The 17,479-nt window shown below is 68.9% G+C and carries 19 protein-coding genes and 1 tRNA gene; 15 read left to right on the top strand and 5 right to left on the bottom strand.

Annotated features, from left to right (window positions below):
* Nucleotides 1-25: 25 nt before the first annotated feature.
* From BDK89_RS05795 to BDK89_RS05785, 3 genes are read left to right on the top strand one after another with little or no spacing between them, the layout of a single operon-like run.
* Nucleotides 26-1,219, top strand: a complete 1,194-nt coding sequence (locus BDK89_RS05795; RefSeq protein ID WP_166657402.1) for an FAD-dependent oxidoreductase — start codon at nucleotides 26-28, stop codon at nucleotides 1,217-1,219.
* The gene (locus BDK89_RS05790; RefSeq protein WP_133868040.1) at nucleotides 1,216-2,106 is read left to right on the top strand and encodes a glycosyltransferase family A protein; all 891 of its coding nucleotides are present in this window, start codon (nucleotides 1,216-1,218) and stop codon (nucleotides 2,104-2,106) included. The genes BDK89_RS05795 and BDK89_RS05790 overlap by 4 nt, the downstream gene beginning before the upstream one ends.
* 48 nt (nucleotides 2,107-2,154) lie before the next feature.
* Nucleotides 2,155-2,784: a DUF4203 domain-containing protein gene (locus BDK89_RS05785; RefSeq protein ID WP_133868039.1), complete on the top strand. Its 630-nt coding sequence runs from the start codon at nucleotides 2,155-2,157 to the stop codon at nucleotides 2,782-2,784.
* A 3-nt stretch (nucleotides 2,785-2,787) separates the two neighbouring features.
* On the opposite strand, the gene BDK89_RS05780 is transcribed toward BDK89_RS05785, so the two are convergent.
* Nucleotides 2,788-3,801, bottom strand: coding sequence for a UDP-glucuronic acid decarboxylase family protein (locus BDK89_RS05780; RefSeq protein ID WP_133868038.1), 1,014 nt, complete (start codon nucleotides 3,799-3,801; stop codon nucleotides 2,788-2,790).
* Nucleotides 3,802-3,901: 100 nt separating this feature from the next.
* Between BDK89_RS05780 and BDK89_RS05775 the strand changes: the two genes are divergently transcribed.
* Both BDK89_RS05775 and rsmI read left to right on the top strand, forming a co-directional pair.
* Nucleotides 3,902-4,243: a DUF192 domain-containing protein gene (locus tag BDK89_RS05775; RefSeq protein ID WP_133868037.1), complete on the top strand. Its 342-nt coding sequence runs from the start codon at nucleotides 3,902-3,904 to the stop codon at nucleotides 4,241-4,243.
* Entirely contained in the window at nucleotides 4,240-5,085 is an 846-nt protein-coding gene (rsmI, locus tag BDK89_RS05770) for a 16S rRNA (cytidine(1402)-2'-O)-methyltransferase (protein ID WP_133868036.1), read from the top strand. The genes BDK89_RS05775 and rsmI overlap by 4 nt, the downstream gene beginning before the upstream one ends.
* A 211-nt stretch (nucleotides 5,086-5,296) precedes the next feature.
* Here rsmI and BDK89_RS05765 read toward each other — a convergent pair whose 3' ends face one another.
* Nucleotides 5,297-5,905: a GNAT family N-acetyltransferase gene (locus tag BDK89_RS05765; RefSeq protein ID WP_208293977.1), complete on the bottom strand. Its 609-nt coding sequence runs from the start codon at nucleotides 5,903-5,905 to the stop codon at nucleotides 5,297-5,299.
* A gap of 79 nt (nucleotides 5,906-5,984) precedes the next feature.
* On the opposite strand from BDK89_RS05765, the gene BDK89_RS05760 reads away from it, so the two are divergent.
* Nucleotides 5,985-6,800 (top strand): HAD family hydrolase, encoded by an 816-nt coding sequence (locus BDK89_RS05760; protein WP_166657401.1) that lies wholly within the window; start codon nucleotides 5,985-5,987, stop codon nucleotides 6,798-6,800.
* A 15-nt stretch (nucleotides 6,801-6,815) separates the two neighbouring features.
* Here the strand turns inward: BDK89_RS05760 and BDK89_RS05755 are convergent, their stop codons facing one another.
* Nucleotides 6,816-7,625 carry a thioesterase family protein gene (locus BDK89_RS05755; RefSeq protein ID WP_133868033.1) on the bottom strand — a complete coding sequence of 270 codons (810 nt, stop codon included), beginning with the start codon at nucleotides 7,623-7,625 and terminating at the stop codon, nucleotides 6,816-6,818.
* 134 nt (nucleotides 7,626-7,759) lie between these two features.
* Here BDK89_RS05755 and metG point away from each other — a divergent pair, with 134 nt between their 5' ends.
* The 4 genes from metG to rsmA all read left to right on the top strand — a co-directional run bounded on the left by metG (nucleotide 7,760) and on the right by rsmA (nucleotide 11,480).
* On the top strand, nucleotides 7,760-9,268 hold the full coding sequence (gene metG / locus BDK89_RS05750) for a methionine--tRNA ligase (protein WP_243839108.1): 1,509 nt from the start codon (nucleotides 7,760-7,762) through the stop codon (nucleotides 9,266-9,268).
* Nucleotides 9,269-9,283: 15 nt separating this feature from the next.
* Entirely contained in the window at nucleotides 9,284-10,039 is a 756-nt protein-coding gene (locus BDK89_RS05745) for a TatD family hydrolase (protein ID WP_133868031.1), read from the top strand.
* Nucleotides 10,040-10,137: 98 nt separating this feature from the next.
* A complete protein-coding gene (locus BDK89_RS05740) occupies nucleotides 10,138-10,671 on the top strand; it encodes a hypothetical protein (protein ID WP_133868030.1) in 534 nt (177 codons plus the stop codon).
* Nucleotides 10,668-11,480 (top strand): 16S rRNA (adenine(1518)-N(6)/adenine(1519)-N(6))-dimethyltransferase RsmA, encoded by an 813-nt coding sequence (rsmA, locus tag BDK89_RS05735; protein WP_208293976.1) that lies wholly within the window; start codon nucleotides 10,668-10,670, stop codon nucleotides 11,478-11,480. Before BDK89_RS05740 ends, rsmA begins: the two co-directional genes overlap by 4 nt.
* Nucleotides 11,481-12,071: 591 nt before the next feature.
* On the opposite strand, the gene BDK89_RS05730 is transcribed toward rsmA, so the two are convergent.
* Nucleotides 12,072-12,407 (bottom strand): RNA-binding S4 domain-containing protein, encoded by a 336-nt coding sequence (locus tag BDK89_RS05730; protein ID WP_243839107.1) that lies wholly within the window; start codon nucleotides 12,405-12,407, stop codon nucleotides 12,072-12,074.
* Nucleotides 12,408-12,532: 125 nt separating this feature from the next.
* Here BDK89_RS05730 and BDK89_RS05725 point away from each other — a divergent pair, with 125 nt between their 5' ends.
* Nucleotides 12,533-13,279: a 4-(cytidine 5'-diphospho)-2-C-methyl-D-erythritol kinase gene (locus BDK89_RS05725; protein WP_243839106.1), complete on the top strand. Its 747-nt coding sequence runs from the start codon at nucleotides 12,533-12,535 to the stop codon at nucleotides 13,277-13,279.
* A 45-nt stretch (nucleotides 13,280-13,324) separates the two neighbouring features.
* Here the strand turns inward: BDK89_RS05725 and BDK89_RS05720 are convergent, their stop codons facing one another.
* On the bottom strand, nucleotides 13,325-13,417 hold the full coding sequence (locus tag BDK89_RS05720) for a 30S ribosomal protein bS22 (RefSeq protein WP_133870992.1): 93 nt from the start codon (nucleotides 13,415-13,417) through the stop codon (nucleotides 13,325-13,327).
* Nucleotides 13,418-13,582: 165 nt separating this feature from the next.
* Here BDK89_RS05720 and BDK89_RS05715 point away from each other — a divergent pair.
* The 4 genes from BDK89_RS05715 to BDK89_RS05700 all read left to right on the top strand — a co-directional run bounded on the left by BDK89_RS05715 (nucleotide 13,583) and on the right by BDK89_RS05700 (nucleotide 17,443).
* Nucleotides 13,583-13,653 (top strand) — tRNA-Gln (locus tag BDK89_RS05715).
* A 2-nt stretch (nucleotides 13,654-13,655) separates the two neighbouring features.
* Nucleotides 13,656-14,744: a bifunctional UDP-N-acetylglucosamine diphosphorylase/glucosamine-1-phosphate N-acetyltransferase GlmU gene (locus tag BDK89_RS05710; protein ID WP_133868027.1), complete on the top strand. Its 1,089-nt coding sequence runs from the start codon at nucleotides 13,656-13,658 to the stop codon at nucleotides 14,742-14,744.
* 52 nt (nucleotides 14,745-14,796) lie between these two features.
* Entirely contained in the window at nucleotides 14,797-15,789 is a 993-nt protein-coding gene (locus BDK89_RS05705; RefSeq protein WP_133868026.1) for a ribose-phosphate diphosphokinase, read from the top strand.
* 19 nt (nucleotides 15,790-15,808) lie between these two features.
* Nucleotides 15,809-17,443 (top strand): DUF389 domain-containing protein, encoded by a 1,635-nt coding sequence (locus BDK89_RS05700; RefSeq protein ID WP_133868025.1) that lies wholly within the window; start codon nucleotides 15,809-15,811, stop codon nucleotides 17,441-17,443.
* Nucleotides 17,444-17,479 lie beyond the last annotated feature (36 nt).

The following is a 17,479-nucleotide window of genomic DNA, read 5'->3' as shown; positions in this document are numbered from 1 at the left end:
CCTGATGCGGCACGGGCGGGCATGCGTGTTGGGCGCAGGCGTACAGGGCACCAGCGCGGCACTTGCGCTCGCCCATGCCGGCTGGTCGGTCACCCTGATCGATCGCTCGGACGCGCTGTTCCGCGGCGCGAGCTTGCGGGGCGAAGGCAAGCTGCACCTGGGCTACGTCTATGCGAACGACCCGACCCGCCGAACGGCGGTTTCGATGGTCGACGCAGCCACATCGTTCGCCCCGCTGCTCGACCGGTGGATGTCGAAACCGATCGACTGGGAGGCGGCCCGCTCGTCGTGCTTCAACTACGCGGCGCTGCGCGACTCGATGGTCGCGAGCGAACGCCTCCTCGAGCACTACGCCTGGGTCGACGACCTGATCGCTGAGCGGCTCGACGAGGGAGGGTCGTACGCGGGTCGGCGCTCGCTGCAGCGAGTCCGGGTCCTCGACGACCACCGGCTGCACGGCTATACCGATCTGGTCGAGACGTTGGTCGGCACCGACGAGGTCGCCCTCGATCCCCGTGTGGTCCGTTCCGCGATGCTGGACGGGCTCCAGGCCGGCGGTGTCGAGCTGGTTCGGTCGACCACGGTCACCGGCGTCGATCGCCGAGCGGACTCGTTCCGAGTCTGCGGCCGACGGGCCGAGCGCGACGAATGCTTCGAGGCCGACGTCGTCGTCAACTGTCTGTGGGACGGACGTCTGGAGATCGACCGATCGGTCGGGATCGAACCGACTCGCCCGTGGACCTACCGGCTCAAGTACGGCGTCCATGGTCGAGCCAAGACCGGTGTGACGCCACCGCCCACCACGACGTTCGTCCTGGGCCCGTTCGGCGACATCGTGCGCCGGTCGGACGACCAGATCTACCTCTCCTGGTATCCCGATTGCCTGGCCGGGTTCTCCACCGACGCAACCATCCCCGACGACTGGCGGGTCTCGATGGGCGGCGACGATCCGGCCGACCGCCAGGACGACATCGCGGAGCGAACCATCGAAGCGATCGGCACGCTGGCACCCTCGGTGGGCGACGTCGAGGCGAGCACTGCGGCGGCCGGCGTCATCGTCGCGTGGGGCGAGACCGACATCGATGACCACGACAGCGGACTCCACCGACGCAGCGACATCGGCGTCCACGCACACGACGGCTACTTCTCGATCGACACGGGCAAGTTGACCTCGGCGCCCCGACACGCAGCCGACCTGCTCGAACTCGTGCAGCGATGACCGAACGCTTGACCGAGCAGGCGCCGGGTGTCTCGGTTGCGATCCCGCTCCACGCCTCCGCGCCATGGGTCGACAACATCGTCGGGAACATTCGTCGTCTCCCCGACCTCGTCACCGAGATCGTCGTCTCCGACCGCACCGTCGTCGACGACGCCGCGGACCAGCTTCGGCGGTTGCTCGCCGACGACCACCGGGTGGTCGTCCGGAGCGAAGCGCTCGACCTCGGCTGGCCCGAGCACTTCCAGCTCCTCATGGAGGAGGCGACCGGCGATCGCTTCATGTGGATGCCCCATGACGACATCTTCGAACCGTCGTGGATCCCCGTCCTGGACGCCGCCCTCGACCGCCATCCGGAGGCCTGGATCGCGTTCGGCCGGATCGAGCCCGTCGAGGCCGACGGTGTCTCGCCAGGTCCGCGCCCTCCCTACCACCCCCGTCCCGGGCCGATCTCGCCGGCCCGCGCCGCCCACCTCGGCATCCGGGGCATGGGCGTCGCATTCCGGGGCCTCGTCCGACGACGCGAGGTCATCGCTGCCGGCGTTCGTGTGGACAATCCGGCCGGCGATCTCGACGATCCGGCCGTCGACATCGCCTGGGTACTCGCCGTCGCACTGCGCTCGGGGCTCGTGTTCGACGACCGCACCGCCACTCGGAAGCGGTACTACGGATCGAGCACGAGCGCACAGTGGCGACGCGCCCCGTTCTCCGACGTTCGCCAGACCATTGCGGTCACCGACGCAGCAGTACCGGCCGGCCGTGAGGGTCTCCGGCTCCGCGCGCTGATGTGGCTCGGCATCGCCCGTTGGGGGGTGCGCCGGCCGATCGGGATGGCCATCAATCCGGCGCGCGACCGTCTTCATCGCCGACGATCCGCCGGCGCCCGCTGACCGTCACGACCGGCGACACCGGCGCCGCCCGCGTGTCATGATGACGCGATGAGTGACTGGGTTGCAGGGCTGCTGGCGATCGCGATCGGCGGGGTGTTCTGCTACCAGGGGTACATCGCGATGAGGATCGTGATCGCCATCTGGGGCGCCCTGGTCGGCTTCGCACTCGGGGCGAGCATCGGCGCCGACGACGGCGGCATTCTCGCCAACGCGCTGTCGTGGACGCTCGCTGTACTCCTCGCACTCGTCTTCGCTGCGATCGCTTACCTCTACTACGCGGTCTCGATCGCGCTCGCGATGGGATCGATCGGCTTCACACTCGGAGCCAGCCTCCTCGTTGCGTTCGGCGTCAGCTGGAACTGGCTCATCGTCCTCGCAGGGCTCGCGCTCGGCATCGCACTCGCGATCGTCGCGATCGTCGGCGATCTGCCGTCGATCCTTTTGATCGTGCTGAGTGCCATGGCCGGGGCGTCGGCGATCGTCGCCGGCCTGATGCTGCTCACCGGGCAGCTCGACAGCGAACAGATCACAAGGACCGCTGCGATCACCGACGAACTCAACGACGAGTGGTACTGGTACGTGATCTGGGCGATCGCAGCCGGCACCGGGCTGGTGACCCAGATCGTGTCGGGCGAACGCCGCGCCGCCGACATGCGTGCGGCGTGGGCGCAGGCCTGACCGTCAGCCGGGCGCTCCGGCCGGCCTCTCCGCGTTCGGCACCGAGGCGTCGGTGAACCAGTCGATCGTGCGGCGGAGGCCGTCGCTCAGATCGACGGTCGGGCTCCATCCGAGCCGCTCTGCCGCGAGCGAGATGTCAGGTCGGCGGAACCGCGGGTCGTCTTCAGGAAGCGGTCGGTTGACGACGCTCGACGACGATCCGACCAACTCGACCACGAGCGCCGCGACTTCCTGAACGGTGTACTCGCCCGGGTTCCCGATGTTCACGGGCAGCGACACGTCGGCGTGCACCGGCTCGTCGAGCAACGCGACGAGCCCGTCGACCTCGTCGTCGACGAAACAGAAGCTCCGCGTCTGTTCACCGTCGCCGTAGATCGTGATCGGGTCACCACGGAGCGCCTGATCGATGAAGTTGGTGATCACTCGCCCGTCCGCGGCACGCATGCGAGGGCCGTAGGTGTTGAAGATTCGCGCGGTTCGTGTGTCGACGCCGCGGGCTCGATGGAACGCCACCGTGAGCGACTCCGAAAAGCGCTTCGCCTCGTCGTACACCGACCGCGGACCGATCGGGTTGACGTTGCCCCAGTACTGCTCGGTCTGCGGATGGACCAGCGGGTCACCGTAGACCTCGCTCGTCGATGCGAGCAGGAAACGGGCGTCATGACGCTCGGCGAGCTCGAGGAGATGCCGCGTACCGGTGCTGCCCGCATCGAGGGTCTCGAGCGGGCGACGCAGGTACTCCGGCGGCGAGGCAGGACTGGCGAGATGCAGCACGGCGCTGATCACACCGCCCGCAGCGGCATGCTCGACCGCGGCGATGGCCCCCGGGTCGACCACGTCGCCCGGGACGAAGACGAACGCTTCACTGTCGTCGAGGTGTTCGACGTTGCCGTATCGACCGGTACAGCAATTGTCGAGCACGACCACACGGTCGCCGCGCTCGATCAGCCGGTCACACAGGTGCGACCCGATGAAACCGGCACCACCCGCGACCACCACCGTGCTTGCTTCCGCCATAGCCCGCCGACACTAGTGGTCGGCCCGTTCCCTCCGGAATCGGTCGGCCGGCGAGCGCGGCGGCGTGTGCGCCGAAGCCCCGACGTGGCACACTTCGCGTGTGGCCTGGTTGGTGACCGACGACAAGCGCGTGCTCGCATCCGCTGAGGTCGCCGACTCCCGAACCGCTCGCCGCAAAGGCTTGCTCGGGCGCGAGCACCTCGACGGCGCCATCGTGCTCACACCGTGCCGATGGATCCACACGATCGGGATGCAGTTCCCGATCGACGTCGCGTTCCTCGACGACGACGGCACCGTGGTCAAGACGATGCACATGAAAAGCCACCGGATCGGGGTGCCGGTGTGGTCGGCATCGCTCGTGATCGAAGCCGAAGCCGGTGCATTCGCACGGTGGGGCCTGCGGGTCGGTGACGTGATCGAGATCCGGGGCGACGACTCGTGACCGAGACGCCCGACCCGGCGTCGGGCCCCGGCACGTTGTGGCTCGTCGGCACGCCGATCGGCAATCTCGGCGATCTCACGCCTCGGGCGATCGAGGTGCTCGCCGGCGCCGAGCTCGTCTGCTGCGAAGACACGCGACGCACCGGCAAGCTGCTCCAGCACGCCGGGATTCGAGCGAACCGGTTGGCGGTCGCCAACGACCACACCGAGTACCACCGCATCAGCGACGTGCTCGACGTGCTCGGATCAGGCGGGGACGTCGCCGTCGTCACCGACGCCGGGATGCCGGGTGTGAGCGATCCGGGCGAACGACTCGTACGAGCAGCGATCGATGCGGGCCACTCGGTCTCGGCCGTGCCCGGCCCCGACGCCGTGACGACCGCGTTGGTGATCAGCGGCCTCCCGACCGACCGGTTCGCCTTCGAAGGGTTCCTCCCCCGATCGGGCCGCGATCGCAGCGCCCGGTTGCTCGGCCTCGCCGAGGAGTCCCGCACGGTGGTGCTGTACGAGGCGCCCCACCGCATCGAACGCACCCTCGCCGACCTGGCCGAGACCTGCGGGGGCGACCGCCGGGTCGCCGTGTGTCGGGAGCTGACCAAGCTGTACGAGGAGGTGGTGCGCGGCACGCTCGACACCATCGAGATCGGCGAGCCGCGCGGCGAGTACGTGATCGTCCTCGGTGGAGCCGTCGTGGACGACACTCCCCCGGACGACGACACGATCCGAGCTGCGTTGCGCGACGAGTTGGCGTCCGGCTCGTCGAAGCGGGACGCGATCGCCGCGGTGTCGAAGCGTCTCAACCTCCCGAAGAAGCAGGTCTACGCCCTCGCCATCACCGAGTAGCCCACGCCCGCCCGCTCGCCTGCCCCACGCCGGTTCTCGGCGGCACCCGTCCGGGAACCCGCACCACAGCCACCGAGAAACCACCGCTCCCCACACACCCCACGTTCCCGGCGGCACCCGTCCGGGAACCCGCACCACAGCCACCCAGAAACCACCGCTCCCCACACACCCCACGTTCCCGGCGGCTCTCGTCCGGATTCCCGGACCACAGTCACCGAGAACGGGGCGGGAGTGGCATCACAAAGGTGACGGTGTCGGCGGTGCGAGCGAACTCGGTGAAGCCGACCCGTTCATAGAAAGCTCGAGCGTTCTCGTTCCGCACGGCCACTCCCAGGTGGACACCGGGCGAACCGTCGGCGCTGAGCGACGCAACCAACGTCTCGATCAGGCGCCGACCCGCACCTCGGCCCTGGGCTGCGGGCAGCAGGTCGATGTGGAGGTGCGAGGGATAATCGGCCACGACCTCGTCGCTCGCCGTCGGAGGCGCATGGATGAACCCGATCTCGAGTCGGTCGCGCTCGGTTTCGCCCGACCCGACCGGATAGCGCTCCCGGAGCGAGGGCCACCACGCTCGCTCGCACCGATCCTCGAACGAACGTGAGTCGAGGGCGCCGATCACGTAGCCGATCGGAACGTCGCCGTCATCGACGAGGACGAACGCATGCTCGGGCTCGAGCGTCACATAGGCGCCGGCCCACACGTGCCCGGGCAGATCCGGGTCGCCGTGCAGCGGGCGGGCGTCTCCCCCGGCGTCTGCCGTCCGGACACAGATGTCGTACATCGCCGCCATGTCGTCCGAACGCGCACCCCGAATCCCCACCCACCCAGCCTGCCACCTTCTCGGCGGGTGTCGTCGGGCGCGCCTTGGGGGTGGAGTCGGGGCCGGTACCCTCTGGCGCATGAGCGAGTACGTGTCGGTGGCGTCGACGGGGCCGAGCGCTGCGTTCTTCGATCTCGACCGCACCCTGATCTCCGGATCGTCGGCCTTCGCACTCGCAACCGCGGCGCGGTCGATGAAGATGATGCCGACGCACGAGCTCGTCCGTGATGCGATGACCGCCGCCACCTTCAAGTTCCGGGGCGACCACGACACCGGCGCCAGCGACAACGCCCGCGACCGGATCCTCGGCTTCGTCGAGGGCCAGCGCCAGGACGACCTGCTCGCACTCAACGAACGGGTGCTTCCGACCCTGCTCGGCAAGATCCGTCCCGAGGCCCGGCGCCTCGTCGACATCCACCGCCACGCCGGGCGCGCCACCTACATCGTGTCGGCAGCACCGCACGAGATCGTCGAACCACTCGCCATCTCACTCGGCATGACCCACGGGATCGGCACGAAGGGCAAGGTCGTCGACGGGATCTACACCGGCGAGCTCGACGGGCCGTTCACCTACGGCCAGGGCAAGGTCGACGCGATCGAGGAGATCGCCCGGTTCGAGGGGTACGACCTCCGCCTCTGCTACGCGTATTCCGACTCGTCGAGCGATCTGCCGATGCTCAGCGCCGTGGGTCACCCGGTCGCCGTCAACCCCGACTCGAAGCTCGAACGCCACGCCAAGGATCACGGCTGGCCGATCGTCATCTTCAGCCAGCGCACCAAAACGGTCATCCGCCGAACGGCGACCGGCGTCGCCTCCGCCGGTGTGGCCGCAGCCACCTTCGCCGCCGGCCTCGAACTCGGCACCCGCCGAGCGGGCAAGGCGTTCTGGCGCTGACTCGACCGAGTGCGGCTACATCGGTTTGGGGATGAGGGCGAGCTGACGGGACTGGGCGACCAGAACGCCCCGGCTGTCCCAGACCTCGCCGTCTTCTTCGAACATTCCGTTCTGGATGAAGCGGCTCCGGAACACGCACCGCAGCGGGCCGGGCGACGGCGTCTCGCGGATGTGCGTGGTCAGCTCCAGGGTCGGCGCCCACGACGGGGGGAACTCCTCCCGGTTGAAGCACACGGGGGCGAACGCATCGAGCGCGACCAGCAGCCCGAAGGCGTCGATCGGGGAACCGTCGGCGAATTCGAACCAGCCGCGCATCATCGCCGTGCCGGTCGGGTTGCCCTCGCGAAACCCCATGTCGTCCGGGTGGTAGGCGCAGACGACGCGGTGGCCGAACCCCGAGACGTTCATCGCGACGGGCGGCCCGGCGGGCACGCACTCGTCGAACGGAGGCAGATCGGGCGGCGCTGCGTCGACGACCGATGGGCCGGCGCGTTCGGCGTCGGGCTGGTCGGCGAACGTGCCCAACAGCGCCATCACCGGACCGTGCTCGGGCGACACGACGGTGCCTCGCACCACCGCCATCCGGCGTCCGGCACGGACCACCTCGGTGTCGACGGTGACCGGCCCGACGCGCCCGGGCGACAGATAGTGGGCCGTGAGCGAGAGCGGCGGCCGGTCGACGGCATCGCCCATCGCTCGAGCCGCCAGAGCAATGAGGTAGCCACCGTTGGCGTTCCCCATGATGTCCCAACCCTCGTGGATGGTCGCGTCGTAGCTGCCGTCACCTCTCGGCGTGACCGTCGTCGCCTGCTCGAACTCGCTCATGGCGGGCAAACCTAGGAGTTGAGCCGGCACGGCCCCCGATCAGACGGATGGGAAACCCGTCACAGGCCGACCGCGACGGGCGACCGAGCGAACCGGCCGGAGCCCGGGTTGGTCCGGGCGGTAGCGTCGGTGGGGTGAGCAGGTTCTATGTGACCACCCCGATCTACTACGTGAACGCCGAGCCCCACCTCGGGCACGCGTACACGACGATCGTCGGCGACGCGCTGACGCGGTGGCACCGGCTCATGGGCGACGACGTCAAGTACCTGACCGGCACCGACGAGCACGGCCAGAAGATCCAGCAGGCCGCCGATGCCGCCGGCAAGACGCCCCAGGAGTTCACCGACGAGGTGGCGCCGAAGTTCGCCGATGCGTGGGATCGGCTCAACATCGCGAACGACGACTTCATCCGCACGACCGAGCCGCGTCACCGCACCGCCGTCAACGAGTTGCTCCAGCGCTGCTACGACGCCGGCGACATCGAGCTCGACACGTACTCGGGCTGGTACTGCGTGGGCTGCGAGGCGTACTACACCGAGGACGAACTCGACGAGGGCCACGTCTGCCCGATCCACAAGAAGCCGGTCGAGCACTTCGAGGAGGAGAACTACTTCTTCCGGCTCAGTCGCTTCCAGGATCGCTTGCTCGACTGGTATGCCGAGCACCCGGACGCGATCAAGCCGTCGCACCGAGCCAACGAGGCGATCGGCCTCATCAAGTCGGGCCTTCGTGACTTCTCCGTCAGCCGAACGACCGTCGACTGGGGCATCCCCCTGCCGTGGGACGAGAACCACGTCGCCTACGTCTGGTTCGACGCCCTCACCAACTACCTGTCGGCCGTCGGCTTCGGCGCCGACGACGCCGACTACACCGACTGGTGGCCGGTCGACTACCACCTGATCGGCAAGGACATCATCCGCTTCCACTGCGTCTACTGGCCGGCGATGCTGATGTCGGCCGGCGTCGAGCCGCCCAAGGGGTACGGCGTCGGCGGCTGGCTGTTGGTGGGCGGCGAGAAGATGTCGAAGTCGGGCGGCAACGCCGTCAACCCGCTCGATCTGGTCGACACGACCGGCGTCGACGGGTTCCGCTACTACGTCCTCGCCGAGACCCCGTACGGCTCCGATGGCGACTTCACCTACGACGGGCTCGTCGCCCGCTACAACGCCGACCTCGCGAACAACCTCGGCAACCTGGCGGCACGGGTCGCCACCGTCGTCGGCAAGAAGTGCGACGGCGTCGGACCCGCTCCGGCGGCCGACAGCTCGCTCGCGCAGGCAGCGGCCGACGCCTACGCCAACACCGCCAAGGGGTGGGACGACATCGCGCCCTCGAAGGCGCTCGACGCAACGTGGTCGCTGATCCGCGCCACGAACGCGTTCCTCGAGTCGAACGAGCCGTGGAAGATGGAGCCGGGCGCCGACGTCGAACGGGTGATGGGCGATGCGCTCGAGGCGCTGCGGATCGTCGCGATCCTCGCCTACCCGGCCGTCCCGGAAACCAGTCAGGCGATCTGGGAACGCATCGGCCTCGGCGGCAACGTCGTCGATCAGCGCCTACCCGACGCGGCGGCGTGGGGCGGCTATCCCGGCGGCCTCACGGTCACCAAGGGCGACCCGCTGTTCCCCCGCATCAAGGCCTGAGGGCCGCCCGCCGCAATGGAACTGTTCGATTCGCACTGCCACGTCTACGACGACCGGATGCCCGACGGTCCGCCCGCAGCGCTCGACGCTGCGCGGGCGGCAGGGGTCACCGGCATGGTCGCCGTCGGGTGCGACCGCCCGACCAGTGAGGCCTCGATCGCCGTCGCCCAGGCGAACGACGACGTGTGGGCGACCGTCGGGCTGCACCCGCACGACGCCGACCAGGGCGTCGACACGATCGTCGATCTGATCGGCAACTCGGGCGTCGTCGCGATCGGCGAAGCCGGGCTCGACTACTACTACGACAACTCACCACGCGACGTGCAGCGGACCGCGTTCGCCGCCCAGATCCAGCTGGCCCACGAACACGATCTCCCACTCGTGATCCACACACGCGATGCGTGGGACGACACCTTCGACGTTCTCGACGCCGAGGGAATGCCGAACGGCACCGTCTTCCACTGCTTCACCGGCGGCCCCGACGAGGCACGGCGATGCCTCGACCGAGGCGCCCACGTGAGCTTCTCCGGCATCGTCACGTTCAAGACCGCGACCGATCTGCAGGCCGCCGCGCGGCTCGTCCCGCTCGACCGGATGCTGATCGAGACCGACGCGCCGTACTTGGCACCCGTGCCCCACCGGGGCAAGACCAACCAGCCGGCCTACGTCGCCCACACTGCGCAGTTCATCGCCGACCTGCGCGATGTCCGCGTCTCCGAGGTCGCCGAGGCGACCGCTCGCAACGCCCGCCAGGTGTTCCGGCTCGGCTGAGCCGCCGCTGAGCCACCCCGTCGTCCCCGCGACGGTGCACAGCGAGCGGACCGAACCGTCAGTAGCCTGGAGAGGCCCCGAACGGCACCGACCACGACATGGACTACGAGTACGCACAACGCCGCCGAACCTTCGTCGCGATCGCGATCACGCTCGTCCTCGCGCCTGCTGCCTTCCTGCTGACCCGGGGCGACGACGAGGCCGCCACACCTACTGACGTCACGGTGATCGGGACGACACCACAAGCGGTGACCGATACGACGGTCGGGGCGTCGGCACCGACTGCGACCGATGTCATGGGCACGTCGCCCGTCGAGGTGTTGAGCGGTGATGCGTCGAGCTCGAACGACGATCCCGCCACGATCGCGATCCCGCGTCCACCGCAGGGTGTGGCCGGCACCGCCACGTTCAGCCGAGACATCGGCGACGTCGAGGACTGCCTGGTCGGAGCGCTCGGCGTGCCGTTCGACGCCCGCGTCACGGTGACGAACCTCGACAACAGCATGCGAATCGACTGCATCAACAACGTCGGCGGACCCCGGCCGGAGGAAGCGATCGTGCTCCACGCCGACGCCTTCCTCCAGATCGCCGACCTGACCGACGCACCGGTGCCGGTGCAGATCACCTGGTGACGCACTCCCGTCCGCACATCCACGAGCTGCTCGAACAGGGCGGCCTGGCACCGCGACGCGACCTCGGGCAGAACTTCGTCGCCGATCCGAACACGGTTCGACGCATCGCCTCGCTCGCCGAGGTCGGCACGGGCGACCACGTGGTCGAGATCGGCGCCGGGCTCGGGTCGCTCACGCTCGCGCTCGCCGACACCGGCGCCGACGTGCTCGCCGTCGAAGTCGACAGCGGCATCGTCCCGGTGTTGCGTTCGGTGGTCGCCGATCGCGCGAACGTCACCGTCGTCGAAGTCGACGCCATGAAAGCCGACTGGGACGAGATCCTGTCCGGATCCGACTCGTGGACGCTGGTCGCGAACCTCCCCTACAACGTCGGCACCCCGCTGGTCTGCGACCTCCTCGACGAGGTGCCCTCGATCACGTCGATGCTGGTGATGGTGCAGAAGGAAGTCGCCGAGCGCTTCGCTGCATCGCCGGGTTCGAAGCAGTACGGGGCGGTGAGCGTGAAGACGTCGTTCTGGGCGACGGCGCGCCTCGCCGCCACCGTTCCGGCGTCGGTATTCGTGCCGAAACCGAACGTCGAGTCGGCGCTGGTCCGCATCGATCGCCGGACACCTCCCGAGGTCGACACCGAGACCTTGTTCGGACTGGTCAAGCAGGCCTTCGGACAGCGTCGCAAGATGCTCCGGCGATCGCTGAACGGGGTGGTGACGCCAGGACAGTTCGATGCCGCCGAGGTCTCGCCCGAGGCGCGTCCCGAAACGCTCGACGTCGACGCCTGGGTCCGCCTCGCCCGCGCCGTCTCGGCCTGACACCGCAACCCGACCGGCCCGCTCGCACGGTTCTCGGCGGCACACGTCCGGGATCCCGCACCCAGATCACCGAGAACCCAGACATCCACAAACCCGCCGACATCTCGGCGGCACACGTCCGGAAACCCGCACCCAGATCACCGAGAACCCAGACATCCACAAACCCGCCGACATCTCGGCGGCACACGTCCGGAAACCCGCACCCACATCACCGAGAACCCAGACATCCACAAACCCGCCGACATCTCGGCGGCACACGTCCGGAAACCCGCACTACCGCCACCGAGAACCCAGCCCGAGCCGGCGAGACGATTCACCACAGGTCGCGAACCACCACCGCGAGACGATTCACCACAGGTCGCGAACCACCACCGTGAGACGATTCACCACGCCTCGCGAACCACCACCGCGAGACGATTCACCACGCCTCGCGAACCACCACCGTGAGACGATTCACCACAGGTCGCGAACCACCACCGTGAGACGATTCACCACAGGTCGCGAACCACCACCGTGAGACGATTCACCACAGGTCGCGAACCACCACCGTGAGACGATTCACCACGCCTCGCGAACCACCACCTGACGGCGTCAGCGGGAGCGGCCCCGGAGCCGATCGATCTGGCGACGGTCGCGTTTGGTGGGGCGACCGGCACCACGGTCACGCTGGGCGAACGCGGCTTCGAGCTCGTCGCGCTCGGGCGGCGCCGGGCTCTCGTCCTCGTAACACTCGACGGCGATCGCGGCGCCGACACGCTTCGACAGCACCCGACGCACGACAACGATGCGTTGTCGACGGTTGAGCAGCGCCTCCACCCGGTCGCCGACGACGACCTTGCTCGCCGGCTTCACGTCGGCGCCGTTCACCGTGACATGCCCGCCCTTGACCACTGCGGCCGCGTCGGACCGGGTCTTCGTCAGCCGCACCGCGTGCAGCCACTGGTCGATCCGAACCGCGTCGATCCGTCCAGCGTACGACGACGATGAGGGCCGGGAACCAGCGCATCGACGAAACGTCCTCGACCCCGGGGGATCGTCGTAGGGTGCCGGTCGTGGCGATCGTGCTCCAGGCTCCGGCGAAACTGACCTTGTCGCTCCGCATCACCGGGGTGCGCGACGACGGCTTCCATCTGATCGACGCCGAGATGGTCACCCTCGACCTCCACGACCTCGTCACCGTCGACCCCGACCGCAACGGCACCGTGATCACCGGCCGCTACGCCGACGGCGTCCCGACCGACGACCGCAACCTGGCGGTCCGAGCGCTCGGCGGTCGCAGCGTCGGTCTCACGATCGACAAACGGATCCCGCACGGCGGAGGCCTCGGCGGTGGATCGTCCGATGCGGCCGCCGTGATGCGGTGGACCGGCCACCCGACCGACGACGCCGGACTTGCCGATGCAGCGACACTCGGCGCCGACGTGGCGTTCTCGCTGATCGGCGGCCGGGCCCGTGTGCGAGGCATCGGTGAGATCGTCGAACCGCTCCCCCACCTCGATCGAGTCGTCACCCTCGTGATCCCACCGCTCCAGGTGTCGACACCGGCCGCCTACCGGGCGTGGGACGAGCTCGGTGCGCCGACGGCGCCCGGCCCGAACGATCTCGAACCGGCGGCGCTGCGCGTCGAACCGAACCTGGCGCGATGGCGCGACAAGATCGGCGACGCGACCGGGCGGACGCCGGTGTTGGCGGGGAGTGGCGCGACCTGGTTCGTCCACGGCGAGCACAGCAACGCCCTCGCTGCACTAGGCAACGAGGGCGCCGAGATCATCGCCGCGCGAACCACCCCGGCTTCGTGAATCGAAGGAGGAGCGGGTCGTCGGCAGTCGGACAGATTGCGGAAACTATTTGCGACGCTGGTGGCGCGTGCGGCGAAGCATCTTCTTGTGCTTCTTCTTCCGCATGCGCTTGCGGCGCTTCTTGACGAGCGAACCCATAAGGCTCGACACGCTACCGCTTGCCACGGCCCACCACCACCTCCGATCACGAGCGCGACGCGATCTCTCCGGCCGATCGTCGAGCGGCCCGATGTCATGTTCGCGACCGGGGGTCGGGGCGCTACCGTGGCACACGTCGGCCGGTGGTACGCCGTCGGCAGACCTTCCGGGGTCGTTCAATGGTAGGACAGCGGTTTTTGGTGCCGTTTATAGGGGTTCGAGTCCTCTCCCCGGAACGATGACAGTTTCAGCGATCGTGCTCGCCGCCGGTGCCGGCACCCGCATGCGCTCCGAGCGGCCCAAGCCCCTCCACCGCATCTGTGGACGCCCGATGGTGCTCCACGTCATCCATGCGCTCGAGCTCCTCAAGCCGGCTCACACCGTCGTCGTGGTCGGCCACGCCGCCGACCAGGTGACCGACAAGATCAGCGCCGAGTCGCCCGACTGGGCCAACGTGGCCTTCGCCGAACAGGTCGAACAGAACGGCACCGGCGACGCGACCGCGATCGGCATGGCCGCACTCTCGGGCGACGACTACGACGACGACGCCACCGTCATCGTCGTGCCCGGCGACACTCCCCTGCTGTCGGCCGACACCCTCGACGAACTCGTCGCCAGCCACGTCGCCAACTCGAACGCCGCCACCCTCCTCACGAGCGTCCTCGACGACCCGACCGGCTACGGCCGAGTCATCCGTGGCAAGGACGAACGGGTGCTGCGCATCGTCGAACAGCGTGATGCGGCGCCGGAGGAGCTCGACGTGCGCGAGATCAACACCAGCATCTATGCGTTCCGACGCGACCTCCTCGGCCCGGCGCTCCGCAACCTCACCGCCGACAACGCACAAGGCGAGCTGTACCTCACCGACGTGATCGGCCAACTCGCATCGATGGGCCACCGCGTCGGCGCTCTCCGGGCGTCGGGCGCCGAGACGCAGGGCGTCAACGACCGCTGGCAGCTCGCTCTCGCCGAACGCGAGTTCCGCAACCGCACCAACCGGCACTGGCTGCTCAACGGGGTCACCATGCTCGACCCCCGACAGACCTTCATCGACGTCACCGTCCAACTCGGGCGCGACGTCACGATCTACCCGGGCACCACGCTGCACGGCACGACGACGGTCGGCGACGGCTGCGACATCGGCCCGCACACCCAGCTCACCGACTGCACCGTCGGGGCGAACAGCCGCGTCCGTCAGACCGTCGCCGACGGCGGCGTCATCGGACCAGCCTCAGACGTCGGACCGTTCGCCCACATCACCGCCGACACCAACCTGCTTGCAGGCACCACGACGGGGCCGTTCTACACTGCTCCCGACGCCCGCTAGCGATCGCCCACGACCGCCGACCACACCACCGTTGCCCGGGGAGGGGCTCGCCATGGAGAAGGTCACCACCAAGAAACTCGCCCTCTACACCGGGCGCACCCACCCCGCCTTGGCCGAGGAGGTGGCGACCCATCTGGGACAGGGCCTCGGTGATCCGAACATCGTCGAGTTCTCGAACGGCGAGATCCGTCCGCGGTTCACGCAGAGCGTGCGCGGCGCCGACGTGTTCGTCATGCAGAGCCACTACGGCGTCGACGGCCGGTCGGTGAACGACTCGATCATGGAACAACTGACCATGATCGACGCAGCGTCGCGAGCGTCGGCCAAGCGCATCACGGCCGTGACCCCGTTCTACGGGTACGCACGCCAGGACCGCAAAGCAGAGGGACGCGAGCCGATCACCGCCCGTCTCGTCGCCGACATGTTCAAGGCGGCCGGCGCCAAGCGCATGATCTCGATCGACCTGCACTCGGGCCAGATCCAGGGTTTCTTCGACGGCCCCGTCGATCATCTGACGGCGGCACCGGTGCTCGAGAACTACATCCGCCAGCAGGCGCCCGACTCGCCGGTCATCGTGTCGCCCGACTCCGGCCGCATCAAGGTCGCCGAGCGAATGGCTCAGCACCTGCACGACTGCGACGCCGACATCGCCTTCATCTACAAGCGCCGGCCGAAGGGCCAGGCGAACGTGGTCGAGGCCAAGGAGGTCATCGGCGACGTCGACGGGCGCCTCTGCATCCTCACCGACGACATGATCGACACCGGCGGCACGATCGTGTCGGCCGCCGAGATCCTGCTCGAACGTGGCGCCACCGAGGTGTGGGCGATGGCCACGCACGGCGTGCTGTCGGGCCCGGCGGTCGACCGGCTGAAGAACTCGCCGCTGGCGCGCGTCGTCCTCACGAACACCCTGCCGCTGCCGCCCGAGAAACAGATCCCGCAGATCGAGGTGCTGTCGGTCGCCGAGATCATCGCCGAGGCCCTCTCGGCGGTCTTCGACGACACCAGCGTCAGCGACATCTTCGACGGCGAGAACCTCGCCTGACGACCCCTCCCCGGGGACGATGACCGACCGTCACGATCCTGCGGGCCCGAATCCCGACTCGGTTCGACCGGCGCTCTCCGTCGAACCCGACGACGTCCCGTCGACCGTCCCCGACGGGTACCGGATCGTCCCGCTGACCCGCGAGGTCCTGCTCGACACCACCGTTGTCCGCGCCGCGGCCGGCGTCGTCATCGGGCTGCTCGTGCTCGCGTGGCCCACTCGGACCAACGCCGTCCTGGGCGTGCTCGTCGGCGTCGGGTTCGTGGTCTACTCGACGCTGTCGTTGATCGACGGCATTCGACGGGGCCGACCGCGAGCCGACCTCGTGCTGTCTGGCGCCGGAGCGGCGCTCGGTCTCCTCTTGATGCTCGACATCGGGAACGCCCACTCCAACGTCGGCAGGCTGGCAGGCGTCGGCCTCGTCGGCATGGCCATCCATCAGCTGACACGTCGGCGCGGCGCTCCGAAGCGCGAGACGATCGCCGTGGCCGGAGCGTTCGCAGCCCTCGGGGCCCTGACGTTCGCGTTCCCCTCACAGGTGATCGCGACGTCGACGTCGCTCGTCGCGGCGTTGTGGGTCGTCATCGGCGTCATCGCCATCGTCACCACCCTCGACGCGCGACGACCTGGAACCGTCGGCTACACGGGGGCGGTCGAGGCGATCGGGTCGTGGCTCGAAGCCCAGTCGGCGACGATCGACCATCGCGATGAACTGGCCGACCGCCTGACGTACGCGGGCGTCGGCGCCCAGAGTCGCGTCGTGCGGTACCTGCTGTTGATGACGTTCGCCGCTGCGATCGCGTCCGGCGGGATCATCGCCGACTCGACCGCAGTGGTCATCGGCGCCATGTTGATCGCACCGCTGATGACACCACTCATGGGGATGGCCATGTCACTCGGCATGGGCTGGCCGAACCGGCTGGCTCGTGCGGCGGGCATCGCCGGGGCCGGCATCCTGCTGGCCATCGCGATCGGACTCGTCCTCGGATGGACCGCCCCCGTCGTGATCGACACGGCGGTCAACACCCAGATCACGTCTCGCATCGAACCCAACGTGCTCGACCTGATCATCGCCGTCGCCGCGGGCGGGGCCGGGGCATACGGACTCTCACGCCCCGACGTCTCCGACGCCCTCCCCGGCGTCGCGATCGCGATCTCGCTGGTCCCCCCGCTCGCTGTCTCGGGTATCGGCATCTCCCAGGGCGACGCCACTGCCGCGAGCGGTGCGCTGCTGCTGTTCGGCACCAACGCCGTGGCGATCCTGCTGGTCGGCGGCTTCACCTTCGTCGTGACCGGGGTCGTGCCGACGTACCGGGTGGCCGAGGGCCAGCGCCGGGTCACGACCTCGCTCGCCGCGGTCATCGCCCTGGCAGCGATGGTCGTCGGTGCACTGCTCCTCAACGGCCAGCAGGCCGCCACCGACCTCGTCAACCGCTCGACGCTCGAGACCACCGTCGACGAGTGGCTCGACGACTCCGGCCCGCGTGTCCTGTCGATCACGAACGATCGCAACCACGTCGACGTCGACCTCGTCGGCGAACTCGACGACGTTCCCGACGTCGATGACCTCGCGGCCGACCTGACCGAAGCGCTCGGACGGGACACGACGGTCGACGTGCGGATCCGGCTCGAGACGACGCTCTCGGGCGGCTGATCGGCGTTCTCGCTCGCGCCGCCGGTCGTCTACCGT

It is taken from the genome of Ilumatobacter fluminis, from assembly GCF_004364865.1.
GTDB classification, from domain to species: Bacteria; Actinomycetota; Acidimicrobiia; order Acidimicrobiales; family Ilumatobacteraceae; genus Ilumatobacter; species Ilumatobacter fluminis.
This window is presented reverse-complemented; position numbering and strand designations above follow the sequence as displayed.

Bases quoted from the DNA above. Each gene is read 5' to 3' on its own strand.
- BDK89_RS05790 (WP_133868040.1), top strand. From the start codon at position 1,216: ATGACCGAACGCTTGACCGAGCAGGCGCCGGGTGTCTCGGTTGCGATC.
- BDK89_RS05785 (WP_133868039.1), top strand. From the start codon at position 2,155: ATGAGTGACTGGGTTGCAGGGCTGCTGGCGATCGCGATCGGCGGGGTG.
- BDK89_RS05780 (WP_133868038.1), bottom strand. From the start codon at position 3,801: ATGGCGGAAGCAAGCACGGTGGTGGTCGCGGGTGGTGCCGGTTTCATC.
- BDK89_RS05760 (WP_166657401.1), top strand. From the start codon at position 5,985: ATGAGCGAGTACGTGTCGGTGGCGTCGACGGGGCCGAGCGCTGCGTTC.
- BDK89_RS05755 (WP_133868033.1), bottom strand. From the start codon at position 7,625: ATGAGCGAGTTCGAGCAGGCGACGACGGTCACGCCGAGAGGTGACGGC.
- BDK89_RS05745 (WP_133868031.1), top strand. From the start codon at position 9,284: ATGGAACTGTTCGATTCGCACTGCCACGTCTACGACGACCGGATGCCC.
- BDK89_RS05740 (WP_133868030.1), top strand. From the start codon at position 10,138: ATGGACTACGAGTACGCACAACGCCGCCGAACCTTCGTCGCGATCGCG.
- BDK89_RS05720 (WP_133870992.1), bottom strand. From the start codon at position 13,417: ATGGGTTCGCTCGTCAAGAAGCGCCGCAAGCGCATGCGGAAGAAGAAG.
- BDK89_RS05710 (WP_133868027.1), top strand. From the start codon at position 13,656: ATGACAGTTTCAGCGATCGTGCTCGCCGCCGGTGCCGGCACCCGCATG.
- BDK89_RS05705 (WP_133868026.1), top strand. From the start codon at position 14,797: ATGGAGAAGGTCACCACCAAGAAACTCGCCCTCTACACCGGGCGCACC.
- BDK89_RS05700 (WP_133868025.1), top strand. From the start codon at position 15,809: ATGACCGACCGTCACGATCCTGCGGGCCCGAATCCCGACTCGGTTCGA.